Below are 20,979 nucleotides of genomic sequence, written 5' to 3' on the forward strand. Positions count from 1 at the left end.
TCTTCCCGCTGGGTGCCGACGCGATTCGGGCGCATGCACGCGCGCGTGGGCGGCGCCTCAGCCGAGAGCCGCTGGACGGCCGTCGTCCTCCTCCATGGCCTCGTGATCTCGAGTCGGTACATGGTGCCGACGGCGGAGCGGTTGGCGGCGTACGGCCGCGTCTATGCCGTCGACCTCCCGGGCTATGGCTTGAGCGAGAAACCTCGCCGGGTGCTCTCGCTCGCCGAACTGAGCAAGGCGCTCGCGTCATGGCTGGATGCCGAGCGGCTGGATCGGCCCCACTTCGTCGGGAATTCATTCGGCTGCCAGATCCTGGCGGACTTCAGCGTCCGGTATCCGGAGCGGGTGGATCGGCTGGTGTTCCAAGGCCCCACCATGGATCCGCGGGCGCGATCCTTTTGGATGCAAATGTCTCGGGTGGCGCAGAACTCACGGAGAGAGTCCCCGGGCTTGGGTTGGATCACGCTGCAGGATTACTGGCGGGCGGGGCTGCGCCGGATCATCGGAACGATCCGGATCGCGCTGGACGATCGCATCGAGGAGAAGTTGCCCGCCATTCGCGCCCCCGTCCTCGTCGTCCGCGGGGACCGCGATCCGGTGGTGCCGCAGGAATGGGCCGAGGAGATCGCGGCGAGGCTTCCCAACGGCCGGCTCGCCGTGATTCCGGGCGCAGCCCATACGATCAACTATACGAAGCCCGGTCCTTTCGTGGACGTCATACGACCGTTTCTCGAGGGCTGACATGCCGGAACAGCCGTCCTATCTCGCCGACTTTGACTCCGCGCTCGGGATGCTCCGGGCCCTGTCCCGCTGCCTGCGCGGCCGGGATTTTCCTCTTCTCGGGACGTTGCCGAGGTGGGCGGGGCCTCCGATGCGCTGGCTCGGGGCCGTCATCAACCGGTTGCCTCGGGCGGCCCGGGAGCAGGTCTACATCTGGAGCGGCCGGTTCGAGGCGATTTCCGGCCGCCGCCTCCAGGAGATCGACGGGGACGCGATCGCCGACTGGATCGTCTCGTGCTACCCCCCGCGGTCCTATCCCGCGGTGGCCATCGGGTCCGCCAACGGCGCGGCGACGCACCTGTGGGCCGCGCTCGGCGTTCCCTGGCTCCCTCAAACCGTCTTGGTTCCGGTCGCGCGCTCCGGCATCGCTCCCGATGAGCCGGAACGGGAGATGGCTTGGGGACGAGCGCCGGGCCGACTGGTGCTCCAACGAAACCCGGATCTTCAGCTCCATCACATGCACGACCCCGTGCAGGATCGCTTGATGGTGCAGCGGATGAGCTATTTCCGTTTCAAGCGGCGGACGCTGGGCCAGGCCTATCGACGATTCCTCGAGCAGTCGCTCGAGCCCGGCGGCACCGTGCTGCTGGTGGAATGCGGGTTGAGCTGGCCGGTGACGGAGTGCGGCGAGCGCCATGTGTTCCAATTCGGCGCGCTGGGCGGCGCGACGGTCGAGGAGCTGCAGCACGGCGGCCCCCGCGTGGCCGACTATCTGCGCCGCTACGGCTCGCCCCTCGACCGCTGGAGCCCGCCTCCGGTCGATCGCTGGGCGCCGGAGGCGGAATGGGGGTTCGAGCCGTCGTTGCGCGAGGAGGTGCTGGCGCTGGCGGAGCAGAACGGCTGGCGCGTCCGCCGCGTGGTCTTCGAGCAACCGGAAGCGATGAGCCCCCTGGTCGCGGATCTCTACGAGTGGTGGAACCGGAGACGCGGGATCGAGGCGCGCCGCCTCCTGGTCGAGTCGTTCATCCTCATGGAGCCGTATTGGACGATGCGAACCGGCTCGATTCCGTTTTGGATGGTCTTCAACAAGGAGCCGTCGCTGGAGGCGCTGGAGCGCTATCTGGACCGCAAGACGGTCGAGGAGATCTCTCTGACGCTCTTCTCACACGGCGTCGATTCCATCGGCCTGGTCCCGATCGAGCGATGGCGGCGGGTCCTCGCTCGCGCCCGGGTGGGCCGGTTCGTGGGCGTGGACGAGCACGCCTTCCCCCGGGATTTCGCGGTCTATTCTCGGTACTCCTACGATCTGCTCAAGACGGTCTCGGCGCGGTATCCTATGCCGGTGCCGCTGACGCTGAAGGACCTGGACGTCTTTCTCGACCAACATCCCTCACCCGCCGTCGAGTGGCGGGCGGCCTGACCCATGTCCGTGCCTCGCCGTCTGACTCGCGTGACCCGCGGCATCATCGCCCGCCTGGCGCTCCGTCTGCCGCCGTTCGTCCGCTTTCTTCCCGTGCACCAGCCGCTGCCCGCGGAACGCCACGTCGCTCCGGTCGTCGCCGGGGAGCGCGATCTCCTCGTCCTGATGCCGGGGATCGCCGACAGTCCCGAGGACTACCGGCGGTGGGGGTTCGTCGAGCTGCTGCACGCCGGTGAACGACCGTGCGACGCGATCGCCGTGGACTCACACTATGGCTACTACGCTCGGGGAACCGTGCTCGAACGGTTGCACGAGGACGTCATCCGGCCGGCACGGGCCGTCTATCGGCGGGTGTGGCTCGCCGGCATCTCCATGGGAGGATTCGGCGCGCTCCTCTATGCCAGCCGGTACGAAGGCGAGGTGAGCGGCGTGATCGCGCTGGCGCCGTATCTCGGGGGTCCGCCCCTGGTCGACGAGATCGCGGGGGCCGGGGGATTGCCGCGCTGGATCCCTGCCCCGGCGGGTCGCGATCATGTCCGGTGGGTGTGGACCTGGTTGAAGCAGTACGAGCAGGCTCCTGAGCGGGTGCCGTCCTTGTACTTGGCGTACGGCGAACGAGACAAGTTCGCCCCGGCCCACCGCCTGCTGGCGGCCGTCCTGCCGAAGGAGCGGGTGTTCGTCGAGCGCGGGGCGCACGACTGGCCGACCTGGCGGCGGCTCTGGGGGCGTCTTCTGGCCGCCGGTGCCTTACCGCCTCCCTGAGGTCACGTTGGGCCGGGTGGCGCAATGGCACGAGGGAGGCGCGAGGTTATTTCTTGCGAATGACGAACAGGCTCACGTGGATGACGACCAGGGTATAGAGCATCTCCATGGAGGCGGGGAGGCGGCGGCCGAGCAGCTCTTCCTCATAGAACAGCGGCGCGAGGCCGACGCATAGGATCACCGTGCAGATGACGGCCGGGGTGAATCGTCGCGTGAGGGAGAACCGGTGTCCGAGCGCCATGCCTTCGTCCAAACCGGGCCATGATGCCCGGTTTCGTGCGCTTCTTCAATCGATCCTTGGGAGTACTCCTTCCGGAGGGGAAGGCGGCTGCCCCGGCGGCCGGTTGGTCGCCCGCTCGAGCGGGTCACCGCGGGCCGGAGGGCGTGTTGCACTGTTCCGCGAGATGTTTCGGGAAGGGCCGCACCGGATCGGTGGTGCGTTTCCACCGTGAGGGATCATCCGGCAACCGCTCCAGGTACTCTTCGAACGAGGTGACCGGATAGGTGCCGAACGGACGCCGGGAAGGAACCTGAGGGATGCGCAGGAACAGCACCGCCTCGAGATCGTCCCGCAACATCTCCTCGTACGCGGTGAGCGTCCGATCCTGCGGGACGGCGCGCTCCGCCAACCGCAGCAGATCGAGCGTCGCGGCCTGAAAGGCCAGCCGCGGCGACAGTCGGGTCTTCTCCTCGATGAAGGCGTTGTAGAACTGCCTGCCTTGGCTGACGTTCCCTTGGGTCAGCGACACATAGACGAAGCCGAGCAGGGCCTTGAAGATCCCGCTGCGGCCCAGGGAGGGAATGTTCCATCCCATCTGGCGGAGCGTATCGATGGGGATGCTCGTGCTGTTCATCGTGGCCACGTCGTATTCGAGGTTGTGGCAGTAGTAGTGGTAGAAGACGTCCTCGATGCGGCGTTGAAACAGGCGCGGCGCGCGGTCCTCCCGCAAGACCGCCACGGCGAGGTAGTTGGGCCGGTAGTAGGCTTGCCCGCTGTTCACGTCCATCAGGTAATTGTCCATCGGGACGATGGCCGAGACGATCCCCTTGGAATCGACCTTGTCGAGCGGATAGAAATTGTTCACGAGCCAATCGGCCCACTCCCCGGCCGGGCCGAGGTAGCCCGTGGCGACCGACATGTGTCCCGCGTGGGCATCGTCGTCGTCCGCCTGGGCTCCGTTCAGCACGAACGCCAGGACCGGCCGGTTGAGCCATCGCCTCGGCTCACCCGGACGCCGCTCCCACAGCAGGCGCATGTAGGGATCCGGAACCGACTCCATCTGCGCCATGATCAACGCATCGAGCTCGCGTGCGTCACGCAAGGGCTCGAGGCGAAGACGCTCGGGAACGATCCGAAAATCCTCGGGCCAAATCGTGCGTGCGACGAAGAGCGGGCTGGCCTCCCGAAACCACAACGTGCCGCGCAGGCGCAGGGGGCGGCCGAGAAAATAGCGGGCGGAGGCGTCGTCGAATTCGGTCTCGGAGTCGCCGGTCCTGGGCACGAGCATCACGGGGATCTCCCCATCGGTGAACAAGCGGACGTGCTCGAGCACCTCCGCGGCGCCGACCCAGATGACGGGCGAGTCATACGAGGCCGCTCGGGGGACGGCCAGCGTCTGGTCGCGCACGTACCAGAGCGTCGCCGCCGAGATGGGGCAGTTTCCACACTGCCCGCCGGTCAGGCGCAACTCGTCTGGATGATACAGGCCGAGTCGCAGCCCTTGTAACGCGGGCCTGAGGACCGGCTCCGCCGCGGGCGCTTGGGCCAAGACCGAGCCGGTCGCGATCAACACGGCCCAGCACGAGAAGACGAGCGCCAATGCGAAGCCGCGCCGGCACGTCTTGGCCCGTGGTGGCCTGGCTTCGCCGGGACCCGCTCTGACCGGGAGAAGATCCGGGATCCAATTCATCTCATCACGTCGCGTGACGGTCGCCTCATCTTAACAACAGCGCGCACTCGGGAGACGGCTGTCGGTGAAAGACGGGCAGGATTCGACGTAGTGAGCCGATGGTCGATCGTCGATCCTTCTCACAGAATGGACGAGATGGGGTGTGCACGGGGTCTCGATGTGAAGGGAGTTGCCGATGAAACAAATGCCGCATTACACTGCCAAATCCTTCGACCTCCACGGTCTTCATGGGATCTCGGACCGGACGATCGACATGCACCTGAAGCTGTACGAGGGCTACGTGGCCGCGACGAATACCCTGACGGCGCACATCCGCGAGTTCCTCAAGGACGGCAAGGTGGACCAGGAGGAGATGCCGGCCTATTCGGAGCTGACGCGACGCCTCGGCTTCGAGTACAACGGCATGGTGCTGCACGAATACTATTTCGAGAACCTGACGCGGGGTGGGTCGGGCGACCCCAAACGGGACTCGGCCTTCCTCCGCGCGGTCGAGGACAGCTTCGGGAGCTACGACGTCTGGAAAACCGATTTTGCGGGGGTCGGCAAGATACGCGGGGTCGGGTGGGCCATGTGCTATGCGAATCCCGCCAACGGCCGCCTGTCCAACCACTGGATCACGCTGCACGAGATCGGAAACGTCGCCGGGTTCATCCCGGTCTTGGTGATGGACGCGTGGGAGCATGCCTATCTGCTCGACTACGCGCCCTCGGAGCGTGCCGATTACATTCAGGCCTTCTTCTCGAACGTCAACTGGCAGGCCGTCGACGCGCGTCTCTCGGCCCAGCCCGCGTACGCGCGGGCGGGATGAGAAACAGTGCTGAGTGCTGAGTGCTGAGTTGGCGAGACGGAAGTAATGCTGAGCGGGGAGACAGACGACCGGAATGTTGAAAAGGGATGAAGAAATAGTGCTGAGTGCTGAGTGGGGGAGACGGAAGGAGCGCTGAACGCTGAGTGCTGAGCGCTGAGTAACGAAGGGACAGAAGATTTCTCCATGCGGGGAATGATACGGTGAGATGATCGTGACGGGGACATCAGTTACACTTTATTAACTCAGCACTCAGCACTCAGCACTCAGCACTCAGCACTCAGCACTCAGCACTCAGCACTCAGCACTCGTATGCGCTACCTTGCACTTGCCGCGGATTACGACGGGACGCTCGCCAGCCGAGGGGTGGTGGGCGCCGACACCGTCGACGCGCTCGCGCAGTTGCAGGCCTCCGGTCGCAAGCTCCTCCTGGTGACCGGCCGCGAGCTCGACGAATTGCTGTCCATCTTCCCGGCGATCGATCTGTTCGAGCGGGTGGTGGCGGAGAACGGGGCGCTCCTCTATCGCCCGGCGACGCGGGAGCGCGTCACGCTGGGCCAGGCTCCGCCCGACGTCTTCGTGACGGAGCTGAAGCAGCGCGGCGTGGCCCCCCTGTCGGTCGGCCGCTCGATCGTGGCGACCGTGCACCCGCACGAGACGACCGTGCTCGAGGTGATCCGCGATCTGGGGCTGGAGCTGCAGGTGATCTTCAACAAGGGCGCCGTCATGGTGCTGCCGGCGGGCGTGAACAAGGCGAGCGGGTTGATGGCGGCCCTGAAGGAGATCGGGCTCTCGCCGCACAACGTGGTCGCCGTCGGGGATGCGGAGAACGATCACGCCCTCCTCAGCTTGTGCGAGTGCGGCGTCGCCGTGGCCAACGCGGTGCCGATGCTGAAGGAGACGGCGGATTGGATCACGGAGAAGGATCATGGCGCCGGCGTGCAGGAATTGATCGAGGCCTTGCTCGAGCACGATCTGGAGCACTGCGAGCCGAAGCTCGTGCGGCATCGGATCCTGCTCGGCACCCGGGAGGACGGCCAAGAGGTCAGGATCAGCCCCTACGGCGCCAACCTGCTCATCGCGGGCTCCTCGGGGAGCGGCAAGTCCACGCTCGCGACGGGAATCCTCGAGCGCCTGGGCGAACGCGGTTACCAATTTTGCATCATCGATCCGGAGGGCGATTACGAAGCCTTCGACGGCGCCGTCGCGCTCGGCACCAGCGAACGGGCCCCCACCGTGGCGGAGATCATCCAGCTCCTGGACAACCCGGAGGCCAACGGGGTCGTCAACCTTCTCGGCCTGCCGCTTCAGGACCGGCCGGCGTTTTTCGTCGGGCTCCTGCCGCGGCTGCAGGAGCTGCGGGCGAAAACGGGCCGGCCCCACTGGATCCTCGTCGACGAGACGCATCACCTCCTGCCGTCCGGCTGGGACCCGGCGTCCTTGACCCTGTCCACCACCCTGTCCGGCATGATCTTCATCACCGTCCACCCCGACCAGGTGGCCGAGTCGGTCCTGAAGGACGTGGATCTGGTCCTCGCCATGGGAGAGGCGCCGGACAAGACGTTGTCGTTGTTCGGGCAGGCCATCGGCCGGGCGATCGAGCCGACCGGGACCGTGGAGTTGGACCCGAGGCAGGCGCTGGTGATCGGGCGGCCGTGGTCGGAACGGCCCTTCCGGCTCACGATCGCGCCGAGCAAGCTGGACCGCCGCCGGCACCAGCGCAAGTATGCCGAGGGGGAGCTGCCGACCGACCGGAGCTTCTATTTCCGCGGGCCGGACGGCCGGTTGAATCTCCGGGCTCAGAACCTCGTCTTGTTCATGCAGATCGCCGACGGCGTGGACGACGCCACCTGGCTGCATCATCTTCGACGCGGAGACTACTCGGTGTGGTTTCGTGAAGCGATCAAGGACGACACGCTGGCCCAGGAAGCCCGGCAGATCGAATTGGATCGTACCCTGTCGCCCGCCGAAAGCCGCCGCCGTTTGCGGGCGGTGATCGAGCGGCACTACACGATTCCCGCATGACCGCGAGCGCCGCTTCAACGCGACCCACGGCGACCGCGGACGCTGGCGACCGAGAGGACCGTGCCGGATGATGCGCCCAGCATGATCGGGAAACCCGGGCGGAAGGGCCTGCCGCCCGCCGCGTCCCGGCCGGCCGCGGATCGTCATCTCTGGCAGATCGTGCCCGTGCGCGACGTCGTCTGGGTGGCCCTGGTCGTCGCCGGGCTCGTCTTGGTCTACGAGCTGCGCGGCGTCTTCGCGCCGATCTTCTTCAGCCTCCTGCTCGCCTATCTGTCCAATCCGTTGATCACGCTCCTCAAGATCCAATGGGGATGGCCGCGGGCGCTGGGTGCCGGCCTGCTCCTCGCCGTGCTGGCGCTCGCGGTCACGGGGTTCGGCGCCTGGCTCGGCCCGCTGCTGCTGCAGCAGGCCCAGGCGCTCGCCCGCCGCATCCCCGAGTACATGGAGCGGCTCACCTCGTACTATGGCGTGGAGCTGGGGACCTTGCCGGACCAGGTTTCCACCTGGATGGCAAGCCTGCAGGAGGATCCGCTCGGCACGCTGCAGCCCTTGTTCGCCGGGACGGGGCAGGCCCTCGGAGTCATCGGGCAGGTGATCGGCACGACGAGCTACGTGGCGATGCTCCTGTTCTTGATCCCGTTCTATTTCTTTTTCTTCGCCTGGTACTTTGACGCCATGGCGGGACAGATCGGGCGCTTGATCCCGGCGAGTCGACGGGACGAGACGTTCGAGATCATCAGGAAGATGGACCGGGCCGTCACCGGGTTTTTCCTCGGACGGCTCCTGATCGCCGCGGTCACGGGCCTCATGTATGCCGTGGGCTGGCTGTTGACCGGCGTCCCGTACGCGTTTCTCTTGGGATTCGGCACGGGGGTGCTCAGCATCATCCCATACGTCTCGGTCATCGGATGGCCGCTGGCGATCCTCTTGAAGTACCTCGATGCGACCACGTCGGACGGCGCCGTGAGCTGGCTCGCGGTGGTCGTGTGGCCCAGCGTGCCCTATCTGATCGTCCAGTTCCTCGAAAGCTGGTGGCTCACCCCTTGGATCCAGGGCCGGTCGGTCGACATGAGCGCCGTGACCGTCCTCATCGTCGTGCTGATCGGGGGCGCGGTCGGCGGCTTCTTGGGCCTCTTGCTCTCGATCCCGGTCGCCGCCTGTCTCAAGATCCTCCTGCAGGACCTCATCCTGCCCCGGTTCGAAGCGTGGGCGGCACGGCACTGATCGAGCCCGGCCCGGGGTGGGGCCGGCAAGGACCTGAGACTGGCGTCATTGGTCCGGCCTGCTCCGATCTGCGCCGTGAAGAAGAGTCGTCAAATCGCTGGATGCGCCGCCGAGCAGGTGGGCGCTTGTCGGGCGACAGAAGAGCCGGAGGAGTGGATGACAGGGCTGGACCCGCGACTCCAACTCGTCGAGCGGTTCTTTGCGGGAACGGGCCTCACGTACGACCGCGTGGTCCACGCGGCCACCTTTGGGATCGACGACCGCTGGAAGCGGCGGATCGTCGACCGCCTGCCGCCCGATCCGCGACGGATCCTCGATCTGGCCTGCGGGACGGGCATTCTGACCCTGGCGCTTGCCCGGCGGTATCCCCGCGGTCATGTGGTCGGCGTCGATCTTCGTGACGAGTATCTCGAGATCGCCAGGGGGAAGGTCCGGCGGCTCGGCATCCGGAACGTCGAGCTGATCCAGAGCCGGGCCGAAGACTACCGGGCCGAAGAGAGGTTTGACGGCATCGTCTCCTCCTATTTAGCGAAGTATGCCGATCTCACGATCCTGACCGAGAACGCCGCAGCCATGCTCGAGCCCGGCGGGGTTATCCTCATGCACGACTTCACGTTCCCGCCCAACCCCGTCTTGGTCGCCGTCTGGCGTGGCTACTTCTGGATGCTCCAGCGCCTCGCCGCCCCGTGGCTTCCGAGGTGGCGGGAGATCTTTTTCGGGCTCCCGCGCCTGATCGAGCAAACCCGATGGGTCCCCGAGCTGATGGAGGGGCTCCGGGTGAACGGATTCCAGGCCGTCGAGTTGGAGTATCTCACCGCCTACGGCTCGGCGATCGTCACCGCGAGGAAACCGGCTCGGTCCACCGCAGCAGGAGAAGACCGAGTGCCAGCAGGATGACCCCGAGGCTGATGGACTTGAGGATCGCCTCGAACGGTCGAGCGGCTTCCCGCGCGGACTGACCTCCGTGCGGCTCCCGTCTCAGCTCCTTATACGGGCGCGAGGCCGTAATCTCCACGAGACTGAGCAGCCCCATCGCGGCCGCCATGACGATCGCGGAAAGCGAGACGGCGTTCGTCTGGATCACGTAACCGGCCAGGACCGGCAGCGCGCCCCACGACACGGCAAACCAGGCGTCCGTATGAAACCGGCCGTCGAACCATTCCAGGTTGTAGGCGAAGAGGAAGAATCCCTCGGTCAGGGCGATCAGCGAGAGCCAGGGAGCCGCCTGCACGACGTAGTAGGCGGCGATGACGTACGCGGCGGCGACCGAGGTGAGCGCGATGAGCCAGAGGACGGGTGGGGCGAGCACGGGGCCCCAGGGCTTGCGCCCCTTGCTGCCGACCGCGTCGAGCGCGTGGGCGCCGATGCCGAGTGCAAGGAAATAGATCGCGCCGATCGCGCCCACGCGATCCCACCAGACCCGCTCGGCCATCATCGCCCCGATGACCGTAAAGGACAGCACCATCCCGGTGTAGGGCAGGAAGAGCATGCCCACGAGCCGCCGGAACATCAGGGGGCCGAAGGAGGGGACGTACCATTCGGCCGTCCGGTCGGATCCGTCCAGCGGGGCGCCGGACGGTCGTCGTGCCTCGGAGAGCGGGGCGCCGGACAGGGGCATCGTCTTCTCACGCCGCCACATGGATGAGCTGCTCTCCTCCGACACGAGCCGTGGATCCCGACCCCAGCTTAGCACGCTAGCCGGGCGTCGATCCTGCCTGGCGCTGCCGAGCCATGAGATCTTCGAGCTTTTCTTCGATCGCTTCGATGGTCAGATCGTGGAGATCCGAGAGCGCGCCGACGTAATCGGTCAGCGCGTCGACCCGTTCCTGCAGGCTTTCCAGCGACCGGGGCGCGGCTTTCGCCCGTTCCATTCGCGCCCGCGCCCGTTCCAGGCTCTCGGCGGCTTCTTCGAGGTGCTTGACCAGTGCCATCGGTGCTTCTCCTCCAACGTTCTCCGGGGCGGTTCAACCCGTCGCTGATGATGAGGAGTAGCCATACTCGCTTCGATGAAACAGTCCGCGATCGTCTCGAAACTCCTGCCGAGTGAATGGAAGAGCCATACAGGCGCGGCACCTACGCGACGGCCCTTTACGTCAGGCCCCTGAAGATCAGCATCAACGGCACGAAAGCGGAGCCACGTTAAGGGGACGGGCTGCGTCCCCAACGTGAGGCCGAGGGGACGCGGGCCAAGAGAGCCTCGAGGCTCCAGATCCCGCCTCCCTTGGCCGCGATGTAGAGAAACACGAAGCAGTACAGCACATCGAGCTCCCCGCCATTGACGATGGGGAGAAGCGCGCGCCAGCCGAAGACCATCCAATAGGCGACGGCCATCAACCCGCTGCAGACGAATGCCGCCCAGCTCGTGCACAGGCCGATCATGACGAGACTTCCGCCCGCCAGATTGATCGTGCCGGCCACAGAGATGACGAACGGAGAATACGGAGGCGGCGGAGCGGGAAATTCAAATAACTTTTGCGTGCCGTGCCACAAGAAGAGAAAGCCGGTCACCATACGAAGCAGCGCATAGGCCGGCTCACGATAGGGTTCCATACCGGTAGTCTACATCAGCTTGCCAGCTCTCGTGGACGTTGACGCGACGGGGTCGCCGCTGTTCCGGCAGCGCCGACGGCGAACATCCAGGTCGACGACGATCGGACGCGGGTGCCCCCTATAGAACTCGGTCCGCCCCGGTGCCAATCTCGGCGGCATCTCTCGCGCAGCCCGCGCCGGCCGATGCGGAGCGGGCCCTGAGCTGCATGCGTTCGCATCCGCTGGGAGCCCGTAGCGCCATCATCGGCGAGGTGGTGGCCCGGCATCCCGAGACCGTCGTCCTGCACACGGCGATTGGCGGAAGCCGGATCCTCGATCTCCTGGTCGGCGAGCAACTGCCGCGTATCTGCTGAGTCGAATAGGCCTGCGCGGCCGGCCGCGCGAGGAGGGAGCAGATGGAACAGGGAAACGGAGCGGGACAGGGCGTGCCAGAGATCCATATCCTCTGGACGTCTGAAGGGATGAGCTTCGACGGCGATTCGGTCGACGGCTCCTGAGTGTTCCTCTCGAGTCTTGGATCCCTTGCATCGGTCTTTCCGCTCGCCTTCTGCCCCTAGTCTGAAGGGCGAGGCCCAGGGTGTCGATCAGGCAGGAAGAGGCGCGCATGCCGTCATGACACGGCCCTGACCGTTCGGCGCTCGCCTTACGAAGCGACCACGAGGGTGGAGACGCCTTCATCGGCGTCCGAGGACCCGTTTTCCGAGGACCCGTTGGGTCCTGCCTGGGGTCGGCGGCCAGGGCTGTCGTCCGTGGCTTCGGCGCCGTGTAAGGGTTCTCCTTCTACCTAGTCCGGCCTGACTCGGGTATAAGAAAAGATAGACCGTTCCCGTACGAACGATCGTCTCTCGCCGGCTTTCATCCGAGCTCACGGATCGCTCTCAGGCGGGGCGGCCGCCGTCCCTCCAACGAGGGACCGGCGGGAAGAGTGGAATATGTTCGTTCGCCTTCTGCTGGGCGGCATCGTCTCCGTGTTCGTGGTGCTGCTCTTCCTGCCCGCCTTGCTACGGCTCGACTCGGTCAGCAGCGTCCTGCTCACGGAAGCGGAATCCTTCCTCGGCTACGACATCGAAGCGAAGGCGATGCAGCTCTTCTGGTTTCCACGGCCCCGGTTCACGTTGGCCGACGTGGACGTGAGAGCCCCGGAAGGGACCTCCCCGCTTCTCTCGGCTCGGCGCATCGTCTTTGACCTCGAGCCGCTCGGGTTTTTGGGTCGTCGGCCGCTCATGCGGTCCGTCCGCATCACCGGAGCCCAGTTGCTGCTCCGGCGCAACCCTTCGGGAGTATGGAATATCAGCGGCGGCGGCCATGGGACCGCGGAGGCGCCGCGCGACCTCTCGCTCGTCGCGGCCGCCCTGCCCGCGAGCCTCTCGATGACCGAGACCCGTCTCACGGTCGTGGACCAGACGAACGGTGGTATGCCCGCGGGCCTCGAGGTGACGGACCTCGCCCTTCAGATGACCCGGGACCCGGCGCGGCGCATGATCAGCCTGACCGGCACCGGCTCGGTGCAGAACCGGTCGGGGCCGGGAAGCCTCCGACTGACGGCCTCCGTCCTGGCGCCCGCGGAGGCCGATGCATCACGGGCCGATGCATCACGGAGCGAAGTGCTGGCGGAGGCATCGATTCATCTGGGACGGATCGACGTGAGCGACCTCGCGACGCTGCTGGAATGGCCGGTCGACCCCGAGGTGCCGTGGCCGGCCGAGGTCACGGCCCAGGTCGCGGTGCGCTCCGAGCCGGGTCACCTCGTGCTTCACCTTCCACGGTGGACGATCTCAGGGGACGCCGTGTCTCTCCAGGGGCAGGGCGTGGTGAATCTGGACAGCGATCCACCGCAATTCTTCATCGCGTTCGCTTCCCCTCGGGTGGACATGAAGCCGTTGGTGCACCATCTCGCGCTCCGGCGTCTCGCTCCCGACCTCGCCCCCGTCATCACGGCGCATCAACCCGAGGCGACGGTGGAGGTGGCGTCCATGCTGGTGGCCGGAAGCCTGGGCACGGCGGAGGCGCCCACGGTCATCGGTCGGCTCAGCGTGTCCAGCGGTCGCCTTGCGATCCGTCCGCATGGTCCGGACGTGACTCAGCTCTCGGGTGTCGTCCTGTTCGACCCCGGTCAGATTCGCGTGAGAGACCTCCGCGGTCGATATGGGCCGGTGGACATTACGGACGGATGGATGCGATGGGATTATCGATCGGAGCCGCCGGTCTTCGATCTCGTGCTGAAGGGGGACGCGGACGCCGGCGCGATGGTCTCCCTGCTTCGATCCGAAGGGACCCTCGGAGGCCAGGCGCGCTGGCTCGACACCATCGACGAGGCGGGCGGGCCGATCCGGGTGTCCCTCCACTTCCGGCGGCGCGACGCCGGCCGGGACGTGGGGCTCGACGAGGCCGAGGTCATCTTCAACGATGTGCATCTGGTCTCCGGCGCGCTCGAGGCTCCGTTGACGAATCTGTCTGGGCGGATCTCCTATTCGCCGGGGACCGTGGCGATCGAGGCGGTGAAGGGCCGTCTCGAAGACGTCGACCTGTCGGCATCCGGCGAGATCGCCCTCGTCCAGGAGGGGACGGGGCAAGCCGCATGGGTGGGCACGCTGACCGTGAACGCCGATGCGAGCGGAGCCGCGCTGGCCGCCTGGCTGGTCCGCCACGACGCCGCTCCCGCTGACCTCGACCTCGACGGCACGGCTCGGCTGTCGGTGTCCCTGTCCGGGCCCGTTCAGCAGCCGCGTTTCCAGGGCACGCTCGACCTCACCGGCCTGGGCATGAATCTGCCGCGGGTGCTGCTGAAACACCGCGGGCGTCCGGCCGGCCTCTCTTTCGCGGGCTATCTGTCCTCCTCGGAGGTCGTCGTCGACCGGTTTCTGGCCACGTTTGCCTCGAACGAGGTGGCCGGGCACGCCGTGATCGATCGCGACCATCCCTGTACGTTCGAGGCCGAGTTGGTCATGCCCGGTTTCAGCATCCCCGCGATGGCCGAGACCGTGAGCATGCCGGCGTGGAAAGGTGGTCTCGTGAATGGGGTGGCCCGTGCGGCGGGCCGCGGCTGCCGCTGGCAGGACTGGCGGCTCAAGGGCTGGCTCCGCGTGCAGGATGCCCATATCGAGGCCGATCGGATTCCCATTTCCAGTCGGGACCTCGATGCCGAGGTTCACATTGAGCGGGATCGCCTGGTGATCGATCATCTGACGGGGACGATCGGGGTGAACGGCGTCCGCGTGGCCGGCACGCTGGAGAACTGGCTGAAGGCGCCGCGAGGCGAGCTGGTGGTGGAAGCCTCGGCCTTCGACTTCGGCACCCTGGTCTCCGCCTGGCGCGCCGGGGACGAGCCCTCGAAGGGGCGCGAGCAGCGGCAGGCCTGGGTGCCCGATTGGCTCGCCTCCGCCGACGTGACGACCATCGTCCTGATCGACCACGCCTACTACGAGCGGTTCCTCTTGAGCTCGCTGTCGTGTCGGCTCGTCCTCGCCGATGGGATCCTGGCGGTGGAGGCGCTGAGCGCCGACACCGACGCCGGCCATCTGGCCGGCCGCCTCTCGCTGGACCTGTCGGGCGGATCGCGGCGACTCTCGACCTCGGTCCGGTTGACCGGAATCCCGATCGAGCGCCTGTTCACCGTGTCCGGTGAAGAGGAGGCGCCTCTGACGGGATGGCTGACGCTCAACGGGACGGTCAGCCTGGAGATCGGGCCGAACGGCGTCGTCCCGTCGAGTCTCGAGAGCCCTGGTGTCGTCTACGTCATTGTGGAAGACGGCCGGATCCACAACATGCCCGTCGTCGCGTCCATCCTCAAGCTGCTGAACCTGCCGTCGCTGCTCCAAGGCGAGGTCGATCTGACTCGGAGGGGGATGCGGTACGACCGCCTCGTGTCCGAGCTGCAGGCGGTCGACGGCATGGTGAGATTGAAGCAGCTCGTGCTCGAAAGCCCGATCCTCAGGATCACGGCCGCCGGGACGTACGACCTGGTCCGCGATCGCTGGGACGCCGTCTTCGCGGCGAGCCCGTTCGGCTCCTACTCGAATCTGGTGAAACGAGTGCCCCTGTTCGGAACGCTCTTTGCCGGGGATCGAAGTGGGCTGGTGACCGCGATGTTCGAGGTCGGCGGACCGCTTCGCCATCCCACCGTGGAATACCTGCCGATCGAATCGTTGGCCAGAGGGTTGGGCGGGCTGCCGCTGCTCGCCTTCGATCTCCTGCGCAACGCCGTCACGCTGCCGAAGGAGGTCGTGTCCTTGTTCGAGGACGGGGAAGCGCCCGGCGAGCCCCGGGGATCGAGGACGCGTCCGGTTCCGCCGCGCACTCAGTGAGGGAGGCCATGACGCGTTCACAGGGATGGATCGACGTCAGCGTGGTCCTACGGAACGGGCTGCCGCATTGGCCGGACAATGATCCGGTCCGGATCGAGCGCATCCAGGACTTGGACCGCGGCGACGAGGCGACGGTGTCGACGCTGACGATCGGGGCCCATACGGGGACCCACATGGATGCCCCCCTCCATTTCATCAAGTCCGGGAAAGGGCTGGACGAGCTGCCTTTGGACGCCACGATCGGACCCGCGCAGGTCGTGGAGATCCGGGACCCCACGGTGATCACCGTACAGGAGCTGCGCGAGCAGCGTGTGGAGCCGCGTGGTCGCGTCCTGTTCAAGACGCGGAACTCCCACCGGCGCTGGCCGGACCAGGACTTCTTCCCCGATTTCGTCTACCTGTCCACCGAGGCGGCGCGCTGGCTGATCGAGCAGGGCGTGCGCACGGTCGGGGTCGACTACCTCTCGGTCGGCGGCTTTCAGAAGAACGGGCCCGAAGTGCACCGGGTCCTGCTGGGCGCGGGGGTCTGGATCATCGAAGGACTGGACCTCTCGGCGGTGGAGCCCGGGCCGTACGATCTCATTTGTCTTCCCCTGAAGGTCGCCGCCAGCGACGGCGCGCCGGCGCGTGCGGTGTTGCGGCGCCGCGAATCGAGCGAGCTCACCACGCGATGATCCGGCACCTCGTCATCTTCGGCGCCTCCGGGGACCTCACTTCCCGCTATCTGTTGCCGGCCGTCGCCGCCCTGGCGGTGGCGGGCAAGCTCCCCGAGGGGTTCGTCGTGCGCGGCGTGGCCCGGGATCCGTGGGACGATGACCGATTCCGCCGCCACATCGCGGAACGTCTCGCCCGGCACTGGCCGGCCGGGGACGCGGTCGCTCGGGACGAGGTGGTGAAGATGCTGCGCTATCGGCGGGGGGACATCACGAAACCCGAGGAGGTCCGGACGGCGCTGGCGGGCCTCGATGAGCCGGTCGTGGTGTATCTCGCGCTGCCCCCGCGGTTCTTCGCGCCGGCCATCGAATCGCTCGTGGCCGTCGGGCTGCGTCCGGGAAGCCGGCTGGTGGTCGAGAAGCCGTTCGGCGAGGATCTGGCGTCGGCCCAACGCCTCAATCGCCTGCTCCATCAGGCGTTCGCCGAGCAGACGGTCTACCGCATCGATCACTTCCTGCACAAGCAGACGGTCCAGAACGTGGTGGGCCTGCGGTTTGCCAACCGGGTGTTCGAACCGCTGTGGAATACTCAGCACGTCGAGCGGATCGACATCCGGTGGGACGAGACCGTCGCGCTGGAGGGCCGTGCGGGCTACTACGACACGGCCGGGGCGCTCCGTGACATGATCCAGAACCATTTGCTCCAACTGCTCGCGCTGGTCGCGATGGAGCCGCCCCAGTTGCTCACCGAGCGCGACCTTCGCGACCGGAAGGTCGAGGCGTTGCGCGCGGTTCGGCGCTTCACACCGGACGAAGTCCGCCGCCACACCCGACGGGCGCGCTACACGGCCGGGCGCATCCGGGGGCTGGATGTGCCGAGCTACGTCGACGAGCCCGGCGTGGACGGACGGCGCGGGACCGAGACGTATGCGGAGGTCACGGTCTTCATCGACAATTGGCGATGGGCCGGGGTGCCGTGTCGCCTGCGGACCGGCAAGGCGCTGGGCGAAGATCGGCAGGAGATCGCGATCACGTTCAAGCCCGTTCCGCATCTGGCCTTCTGCGAGCCGCGCGAACCGATGCAGAACGTGCTGCGACTTCAGCTCAAGCCCGATCGACTCTCGCTCGACGTCAACATCAACGGCCCCGGCGACCCCTTCGCGCTCGACGCCGCGCGGCTGGCGCTCGATCTCGCAGATCAAGATCTCCCGGCCTACGGTCGTCTCCTCCTGGACATCTTCGAAGGCACTCCCATTCTCTCGATCCGCGACGACGAGATCGAGGAGTCGTGGCGGATCGTCGAACCGATCCTCTCGGCGTGGCGTATGGGGGAGATCCCCGTCCAGGAGTACCCGGCGGGCTCGAACGGGCCGGCACCGCGCATCGAAGAGATCCGCGAGCCGGCCGAATGGGAGGTCCGAGCGCCGTGACGCGTCAGGGGGCGGACGAGGCGGTGGCCCGCTCGTGCTCCGCGCCGCCATACGTCGGCAGCTCGTCAGTCAGCCGGAACTCTCCAAAGATCAGGTAACCGTTCGCCGCCCGCGCCGTCTCCCGCACCCACCCCATGTTCAGCATGATCAGCATCGAGACCACCCCCAGGAGGAGCAGGACGGACGGGCTGGCCGCGGTCCCCGCGACGGCCGGACGCCACCGAAACCAGCGCACCCCGTACAGCCAGTTCCCGAAGCCGAGCACGACGAGGAGCGCGAGCGCCATGTACTTGTAGGGCTGCATCTTCCCCAGCGGGATGATGCTCCGGTCGGTCAGCAGGTCCATCCCGGGCACGTGCCGGAGATGGTAGGGCAAGGCGAGCAGTACGGCGGCCAGCGCCAACAGCACGAGGGACGCCGGCACGAACGTTCTCGCGGACGATCCGGGAGGGGCCGAGGTCTTCACGATCCTCCAGATGGAGATGGATCCCGCGACGACGAGCACGCCGTAGAAGAGCCCGACGAAATCGAACAGCCAGGATCGTTCGCCGAGCATGAGCGTGTGAAAGGCTTGCGGCTGCCCATAGCGCACATGCAACAAATACTGATAGCCGATGATCGGCATCACGACCAGGGCGCCGAATCCGATCAGGAGACAGAATCCGCCCCCCCAGGCATAGAAGCGGCGATCCTCCTCGGAGCGGGCGAGCCAGGATCCGATCGCGCAGATCGAGGCCAGGGCAAAGCCGGCCCAGGTGAGGTTCCCGAACCAGCGGTGCAGGTCGAGATGCAGCATGGTCGGGTTCAGGATGTTGCCCCACGCCTCCCCCGCGGGATAGGGCGTCAGCATGTACGAAGCGACGATGTCGATCATGAACATCGCGGCGACGGCGCAGATCGCGGCAAGCCATGCAAAGGTCAGGTGCCATCGGCGGCGGACGATCGAGGCGCCCGACCAGGCCCAGAGGTAGTACCAGGAGTAGGCGAAGACGGCTTCCCCCAAGAACAGGCCGGCTTCGAGCAGGAACGGCCAGAACATGATGCGAAAGATCGTGTGCCAGAAGCGCGGCCAGAAAATGTTCAGGCAGAAGACGAGCACCACGCCCAGGAACGAGATCGTGGCGGTGGAAATGACGAGGGAGAAGGCGATGAGATGCGCGAGTCGACGAAACCGTTCCTGGCGGCCCAAATGAGCGACGGTCGCGGTGGCGGCCCCAATCAGGGCGCTTCCGACGATGAACGTCGCACACAGGCCGTGCGTGAGCGCGGCGGTGGCGATGGCGACCCGGCCGGTCAGCAAGGACGTTTGGAGCGGTTCGAGATCCATGGCTATGGATCAGTCGAGTGCTGAGTGCTGAGTGCTGAGTGCTGAGTGACGGAGCCCTTGCCCTGGCGGAAGGCGGCCGGGGTTTCCGCCTCGTCCTGAAGCGAGATCACGCCTCGGATCGTATCGGGATGACGCGCGGTCTCCCGGATGGTGCCCATGGTCAGGTAGGTCAGCAGCGCGCAGAGGGAGAGCCCGACGGCCAGCCACCGCGAGCTCGCGCGGCGGACGCGGCACTCGGAAGCTCCGCTCGTGGCCTGCTTCCAAAGCACCCACCCCGTGACCACCAGCAAGGCCACAGTCCATGCTCGCCGGAGCCAGGGATGGCCGACCGAGGCGACCATCAAGAGGGCGACCGGCACGAGCGCCGCGTGGACCCGTCCAAAGGCCTGCCCCCGGCTGAACGTCAACCAGGCGACCGTTCCCAGGAACAACACTGCGATGAGCGTGAATTGCACGTAGACGAGCGGCTGGAACGGGCCTCGGACGACCTGCTCGTAGGCCGACGGGGCGGCGCCCTCGATCGACTGTGCGTAGACGAAACCGGTGACGGGTTGGAGGAGCAGGCCGATCGCGCCGATCCGGATGCCGACGTCCGCCATGTGGGTGTAGTAGTCGCGGTCGGCGGGGGCCGCGCGAGCGAGTCGCCACGCTCCGTAGGCCGCCATCAAATAGCCGGCCACGACGACGTCGCCAAAGAACCGGTGCGCGACGAGCGGGAGAAAGGTTGGATTCATGAGCGACCACGCCTCCTCACCCGGCGTGAGCATGTAGGAGCCGATTCCGTCCAGGATCGCGACCCAAATCAGGATGCCCGCGGCGGCGACGATCCCGAGCGCCACGTGGAGTCGGAGATGGCTCGCCCGGATGGCCTCCCAATAGTGATAGTACGGATAGAGCGCGAAGAGTTGGACGAGGAAGGCGGCGACCGCCACGCCGATCGCCAGGCGGAATCGATTGAAGATCCACGAATTGGTGAGCGGGAAGAGCCCGATGAACAATTCGATCATGATCACGGCCAAGACGAGGCTCGCCGTATAGGTGACCAGGGTGAACCGGGTCATCGTGTGGGCGAGCTCCGTGTAATGGGCGCGGCGACGCCCGAGCATTTCGGCGACGGGGGCGAGCACCATGAATGCGACGGCGGGGCTCGCGATTGCGATATGGAGCAGGCTGGCGAGACCGACCGCGAGGCTGTTCCCGAGCAATGGGAACCGAATCGGTCCGAGCGGCACACCGGATTCCACCATGTCCGGCCTCATCCTCCGTGCCCGCGGGCCTCGCGTTCCCGCGAGGGTTCCCGCATGAGGGATTTGACGTAGCGGGCCAGCCACCAACGTTCCTCCGTGGACAAGAGGCCGCGGAAGGACGGCATCACATCTTTCCCGTCCGTGATGACGTCATAGACCTCCCGCTCCGATTGCGCCTGCACGTGGTCCGAATGGAGGTTCTTGGGAAGCTCCTTCAGGAACCCGGCGACCGGTCCGTCCCCATGCCCCTCGGCTCCGTGGCAGTGCCGGCAGTTGACGGCGAACAAACGGTCGGCCTGTTCGTGAGCCGGGAGGAGCCCGACCGGGAGCGGTGGCGGGAGCTTGCGGCTCCCCCGCGGGACGCTGTCGGGCGGAGAATGGCGGCGCGGCGCCTCCTGCGCCTGGTACGACGGCTGCTCCACCATGTCCTCCGAGCAGCCGGCCGTGCACGCCAGCGCGGTCAAGAGGAGAGCCAACCTAAGTAGAGAAGTGCTGAGTGCTGAGTGCTGAGTGATGAGCAGGGGACGCCCGAGCAAATGCCGAGTGCTGAGTGCTGAGTGCTGAGTGATGAGTAGGCGACTCACAAAGAGGTACATCGCAAC

At 66.7% G+C, this 20,979-nt stretch carries 19 protein-coding genes; 11 read left to right on the forward strand and 8 right to left on the reverse strand.

Features of this window, described 5'->3' with window-relative positions; translation table 11 throughout:
• Positions 1–33 precede the first annotated feature (33 nt).
• Genes ACWHYV_RS07680 through ACWHYV_RS07690 form a run of 3 tightly spaced genes read left to right on the forward strand, consistent with a single transcriptional unit; the run spans position 34 to position 2,902 of the window.
• Positions 34–741 (forward strand): alpha/beta fold hydrolase, encoded by a 708-nt coding sequence (locus tag ACWHYV_RS07680; RefSeq protein WP_447980062.1) that lies wholly within the window; start codon positions 34–36, stop codon positions 739–741.
• A 1-nt stretch (position 742) separates the two neighbouring features.
• Entirely contained in the window at positions 743–2,140 is a 1,398-nt protein-coding gene (locus tag ACWHYV_RS07685; protein ID WP_447980063.1) for a hypothetical protein, read from the forward strand.
• Positions 2,141–2,143: 3 nt separating this feature from the next.
• Positions 2,144–2,902 carry an alpha/beta hydrolase-fold protein gene (locus ACWHYV_RS07690; protein WP_447980064.1) on the forward strand — a complete coding sequence of 253 codons (759 nt, stop codon included), beginning with the start codon at positions 2,144–2,146 and terminating at the stop codon, positions 2,900–2,902.
• 46 nt (positions 2,903–2,948) lie between these two features.
• On the opposite strand, the gene ACWHYV_RS07695 is transcribed toward ACWHYV_RS07690, so the two are convergent.
• Positions 2,949–3,143 carry a hypothetical protein gene (locus ACWHYV_RS07695; RefSeq protein ID WP_447980065.1) on the reverse strand — a complete coding sequence of 65 codons (195 nt, stop codon included), beginning with the start codon at positions 3,141–3,143 and terminating at the stop codon, positions 2,949–2,951.
• A 124-nt stretch (positions 3,144–3,267) separates the two neighbouring features.
• The gene (locus ACWHYV_RS07700; RefSeq protein ID WP_447980066.1) at positions 3,268–4,812 is read right to left on the reverse strand and encodes a hypothetical protein; all 1,545 of its coding nucleotides are present in this window, start codon (positions 4,810–4,812) and stop codon (positions 3,268–3,270) included.
• 175 nt (positions 4,813–4,987) lie between these two features.
• Between ACWHYV_RS07700 and ACWHYV_RS07705 the strand changes: the two genes are divergently transcribed.
• The 4 genes from ACWHYV_RS07705 to ACWHYV_RS07720 all read left to right on the forward strand — a co-directional run bounded on the left by ACWHYV_RS07705 (position 4,988) and on the right by ACWHYV_RS07720 (position 9,763).
• Positions 4,988–5,620 (forward strand): superoxide dismutase, encoded by a 633-nt coding sequence (locus tag ACWHYV_RS07705; RefSeq protein ID WP_447980067.1) that lies wholly within the window; start codon positions 4,988–4,990, stop codon positions 5,618–5,620.
• A 309-nt stretch (positions 5,621–5,929) separates the two neighbouring features.
• Positions 5,930–7,642 (forward strand): HAD-IIB family hydrolase, encoded by a 1,713-nt coding sequence (locus ACWHYV_RS07710; protein WP_447980068.1) that lies wholly within the window; start codon positions 5,930–5,932, stop codon positions 7,640–7,642.
• A gap of 81 nt (positions 7,643–7,723) precedes the next feature.
• A complete protein-coding gene (locus ACWHYV_RS07715; protein WP_447980069.1) occupies positions 7,724–8,866 on the forward strand; it encodes an AI-2E family transporter in 1,143 nt (380 codons plus the stop codon).
• Between the two features lie 156 nt (positions 8,867–9,022).
• Positions 9,023–9,763, forward strand: coding sequence for a methyltransferase domain-containing protein (locus ACWHYV_RS07720; RefSeq protein WP_447980070.1), 741 nt, complete (start codon positions 9,023–9,025; stop codon positions 9,761–9,763).
• Here the strand turns inward: ACWHYV_RS07720 and ACWHYV_RS07725 are convergent.
• The 3 genes from ACWHYV_RS07725 to ACWHYV_RS07735 all read right to left on the reverse strand — a co-directional run bounded on the left by ACWHYV_RS07725 (position 9,702) and on the right by ACWHYV_RS07735 (position 11,416).
• Positions 9,702–10,505 (reverse strand): hypothetical protein, encoded by an 804-nt coding sequence (locus ACWHYV_RS07725; protein WP_447980071.1) that lies wholly within the window; start codon positions 10,503–10,505, stop codon positions 9,702–9,704. The genes ACWHYV_RS07720 and ACWHYV_RS07725 overlap by 62 nt on opposite strands.
• Positions 10,506–10,560: 55 nt before the next feature.
• Positions 10,561–10,797, reverse strand: a complete 237-nt coding sequence (locus ACWHYV_RS07730) for a hypothetical protein (protein WP_447980072.1) — start codon at positions 10,795–10,797, stop codon at positions 10,561–10,563.
• 208 nt (positions 10,798–11,005) lie between these two features.
• The gene (locus ACWHYV_RS07735) at positions 11,006–11,416 is read right to left on the reverse strand and encodes a DoxX family protein (RefSeq protein ID WP_447980073.1); all 411 of its coding nucleotides are present in this window, start codon (positions 11,414–11,416) and stop codon (positions 11,006–11,008) included.
• 206 nt (positions 11,417–11,622) lie between these two features.
• On the opposite strand from ACWHYV_RS07735, the gene ACWHYV_RS07740 reads away from it, so the two are divergent.
• From ACWHYV_RS07740 to ACWHYV_RS07755, 4 genes are all read left to right on the forward strand, one after another.
• Positions 11,623–11,769, forward strand: coding sequence for a hypothetical protein (locus ACWHYV_RS07740; RefSeq protein ID WP_447980074.1), 147 nt, complete (start codon positions 11,623–11,625; stop codon positions 11,767–11,769).
• A gap of 579 nt (positions 11,770–12,348) precedes the next feature.
• Positions 12,349–15,720: an AsmA family protein gene (locus tag ACWHYV_RS07745; RefSeq protein WP_447980075.1), complete on the forward strand. Its 3,372-nt coding sequence runs from the start codon at positions 12,349–12,351 to the stop codon at positions 15,718–15,720.
• Positions 15,721–15,728: 8 nt separating this feature from the next.
• Entirely contained in the window at positions 15,729–16,394 is a 666-nt protein-coding gene (locus ACWHYV_RS07750; RefSeq protein ID WP_447980076.1) for a cyclase family protein, read from the forward strand.
• Entirely contained in the window at positions 16,391–17,803 is a 1,413-nt protein-coding gene (locus tag ACWHYV_RS07755) for a glucose-6-phosphate dehydrogenase (protein WP_447980077.1), read from the forward strand. Before ACWHYV_RS07750 ends, ACWHYV_RS07755 begins: the two co-directional genes overlap by 4 nt.
• A 4-nt stretch (positions 17,804–17,807) precedes the next feature.
• On the opposite strand, the gene ACWHYV_RS07760 is transcribed toward ACWHYV_RS07755, so the two are convergent.
• The 3 genes from ACWHYV_RS07760 to ACWHYV_RS07770 are packed head-to-tail and all read right to left on the reverse strand — an operon-like array spanning position 17,808 to position 20,973.
• A complete protein-coding gene (locus ACWHYV_RS07760; RefSeq protein WP_447980078.1) occupies positions 17,808–19,130 on the reverse strand; it encodes a cytochrome ubiquinol oxidase subunit I in 1,323 nt (440 codons plus the stop codon).
• Positions 19,131–19,132: 2 nt separating this feature from the next.
• The gene (locus tag ACWHYV_RS07765; RefSeq protein WP_447980079.1) at positions 19,133–20,377 is read right to left on the reverse strand and encodes a hypothetical protein; all 1,245 of its coding nucleotides are present in this window, start codon (positions 20,375–20,377) and stop codon (positions 19,133–19,135) included.
• A gap of 8 nt (positions 20,378–20,385) precedes the next feature.
• Positions 20,386–20,973, reverse strand: coding sequence for a c-type cytochrome (locus ACWHYV_RS07770; protein WP_447980080.1), 588 nt, complete (start codon positions 20,971–20,973; stop codon positions 20,386–20,388).
• Between the last annotated feature and the right edge of the window lie 6 nt (positions 20,974–20,979).

The organism is Candidatus Nitrospira bockiana (assembly GCF_965152565.1).

Excerpts from the sequence above, each read along its gene's own strand:
- ACWHYV_RS07680 (WP_447980062.1), top strand. The coding sequence starts at position 34 with ATGCACGCGCGCGTGGGCGGCGCCTCAGCCGAGAGCCGCTGGACGGCC.
- ACWHYV_RS07685 (WP_447980063.1), top strand. The coding sequence starts at position 743 with ATGCCGGAACAGCCGTCCTATCTCGCCGACTTTGACTCCGCGCTCGGG.
- ACWHYV_RS07690 (WP_447980064.1), top strand. The coding sequence starts at position 2,144 with ATGTCCGTGCCTCGCCGTCTGACTCGCGTGACCCGCGGCATCATCGCC.
- ACWHYV_RS07695 (WP_447980065.1), bottom strand. The coding sequence starts at position 3,143 with ATGGCGCTCGGACACCGGTTCTCCCTCACGCGACGATTCACCCCGGCC.
- ACWHYV_RS07700 (WP_447980066.1), bottom strand. The coding sequence starts at position 4,812 with ATGAATTGGATCCCGGATCTTCTCCCGGTCAGAGCGGGTCCCGGCGAA.
- ACWHYV_RS07705 (WP_447980067.1), top strand. The coding sequence starts at position 4,988 with ATGAAACAAATGCCGCATTACACTGCCAAATCCTTCGACCTCCACGGT.
- ACWHYV_RS07710 (WP_447980068.1), top strand. The coding sequence starts at position 5,930 with ATGCGCTACCTTGCACTTGCCGCGGATTACGACGGGACGCTCGCCAGC.
- ACWHYV_RS07715 (WP_447980069.1), top strand. The coding sequence starts at position 7,724 with ATGATCGGGAAACCCGGGCGGAAGGGCCTGCCGCCCGCCGCGTCCCGG.
- ACWHYV_RS07720 (WP_447980070.1), top strand. The coding sequence starts at position 9,023 with ATGACAGGGCTGGACCCGCGACTCCAACTCGTCGAGCGGTTCTTTGCG.
- ACWHYV_RS07725 (WP_447980071.1), bottom strand. The coding sequence starts at position 10,505 with ATGTGGCGGCGTGAGAAGACGATGCCCCTGTCCGGCGCCCCGCTCTCC.
- ACWHYV_RS07730 (WP_447980072.1), bottom strand. The coding sequence starts at position 10,797 with ATGGCACTGGTCAAGCACCTCGAAGAAGCCGCCGAGAGCCTGGAACGG.
- ACWHYV_RS07735 (WP_447980073.1), bottom strand. The coding sequence starts at position 11,416 with ATGGAACCCTATCGTGAGCCGGCCTATGCGCTGCTTCGTATGGTGACC.
- ACWHYV_RS07740 (WP_447980074.1), top strand. The coding sequence starts at position 11,623 with ATGCGTTCGCATCCGCTGGGAGCCCGTAGCGCCATCATCGGCGAGGTG.
- ACWHYV_RS07745 (WP_447980075.1), top strand. The coding sequence starts at position 12,349 with ATGTTCGTTCGCCTTCTGCTGGGCGGCATCGTCTCCGTGTTCGTGGTG.
- ACWHYV_RS07750 (WP_447980076.1), top strand. The coding sequence starts at position 15,729 with ATGACGCGTTCACAGGGATGGATCGACGTCAGCGTGGTCCTACGGAAC.
- ACWHYV_RS07755 (WP_447980077.1), top strand. The coding sequence starts at position 16,391 with ATGATCCGGCACCTCGTCATCTTCGGCGCCTCCGGGGACCTCACTTCC.
- ACWHYV_RS07760 (WP_447980078.1), bottom strand. The coding sequence starts at position 19,130 with ATGGATCTCGAACCGCTCCAAACGTCCTTGCTGACCGGCCGGGTCGCC.
- ACWHYV_RS07765 (WP_447980079.1), bottom strand. The coding sequence starts at position 20,377 with ATGGTGGAATCCGGTGTGCCGCTCGGACCGATTCGGTTCCCATTGCTC.
- ACWHYV_RS07770 (WP_447980080.1), bottom strand. The coding sequence starts at position 20,973 with ATGTACCTCTTTGTGAGTCGCCTACTCATCACTCAGCACTCAGCACTC.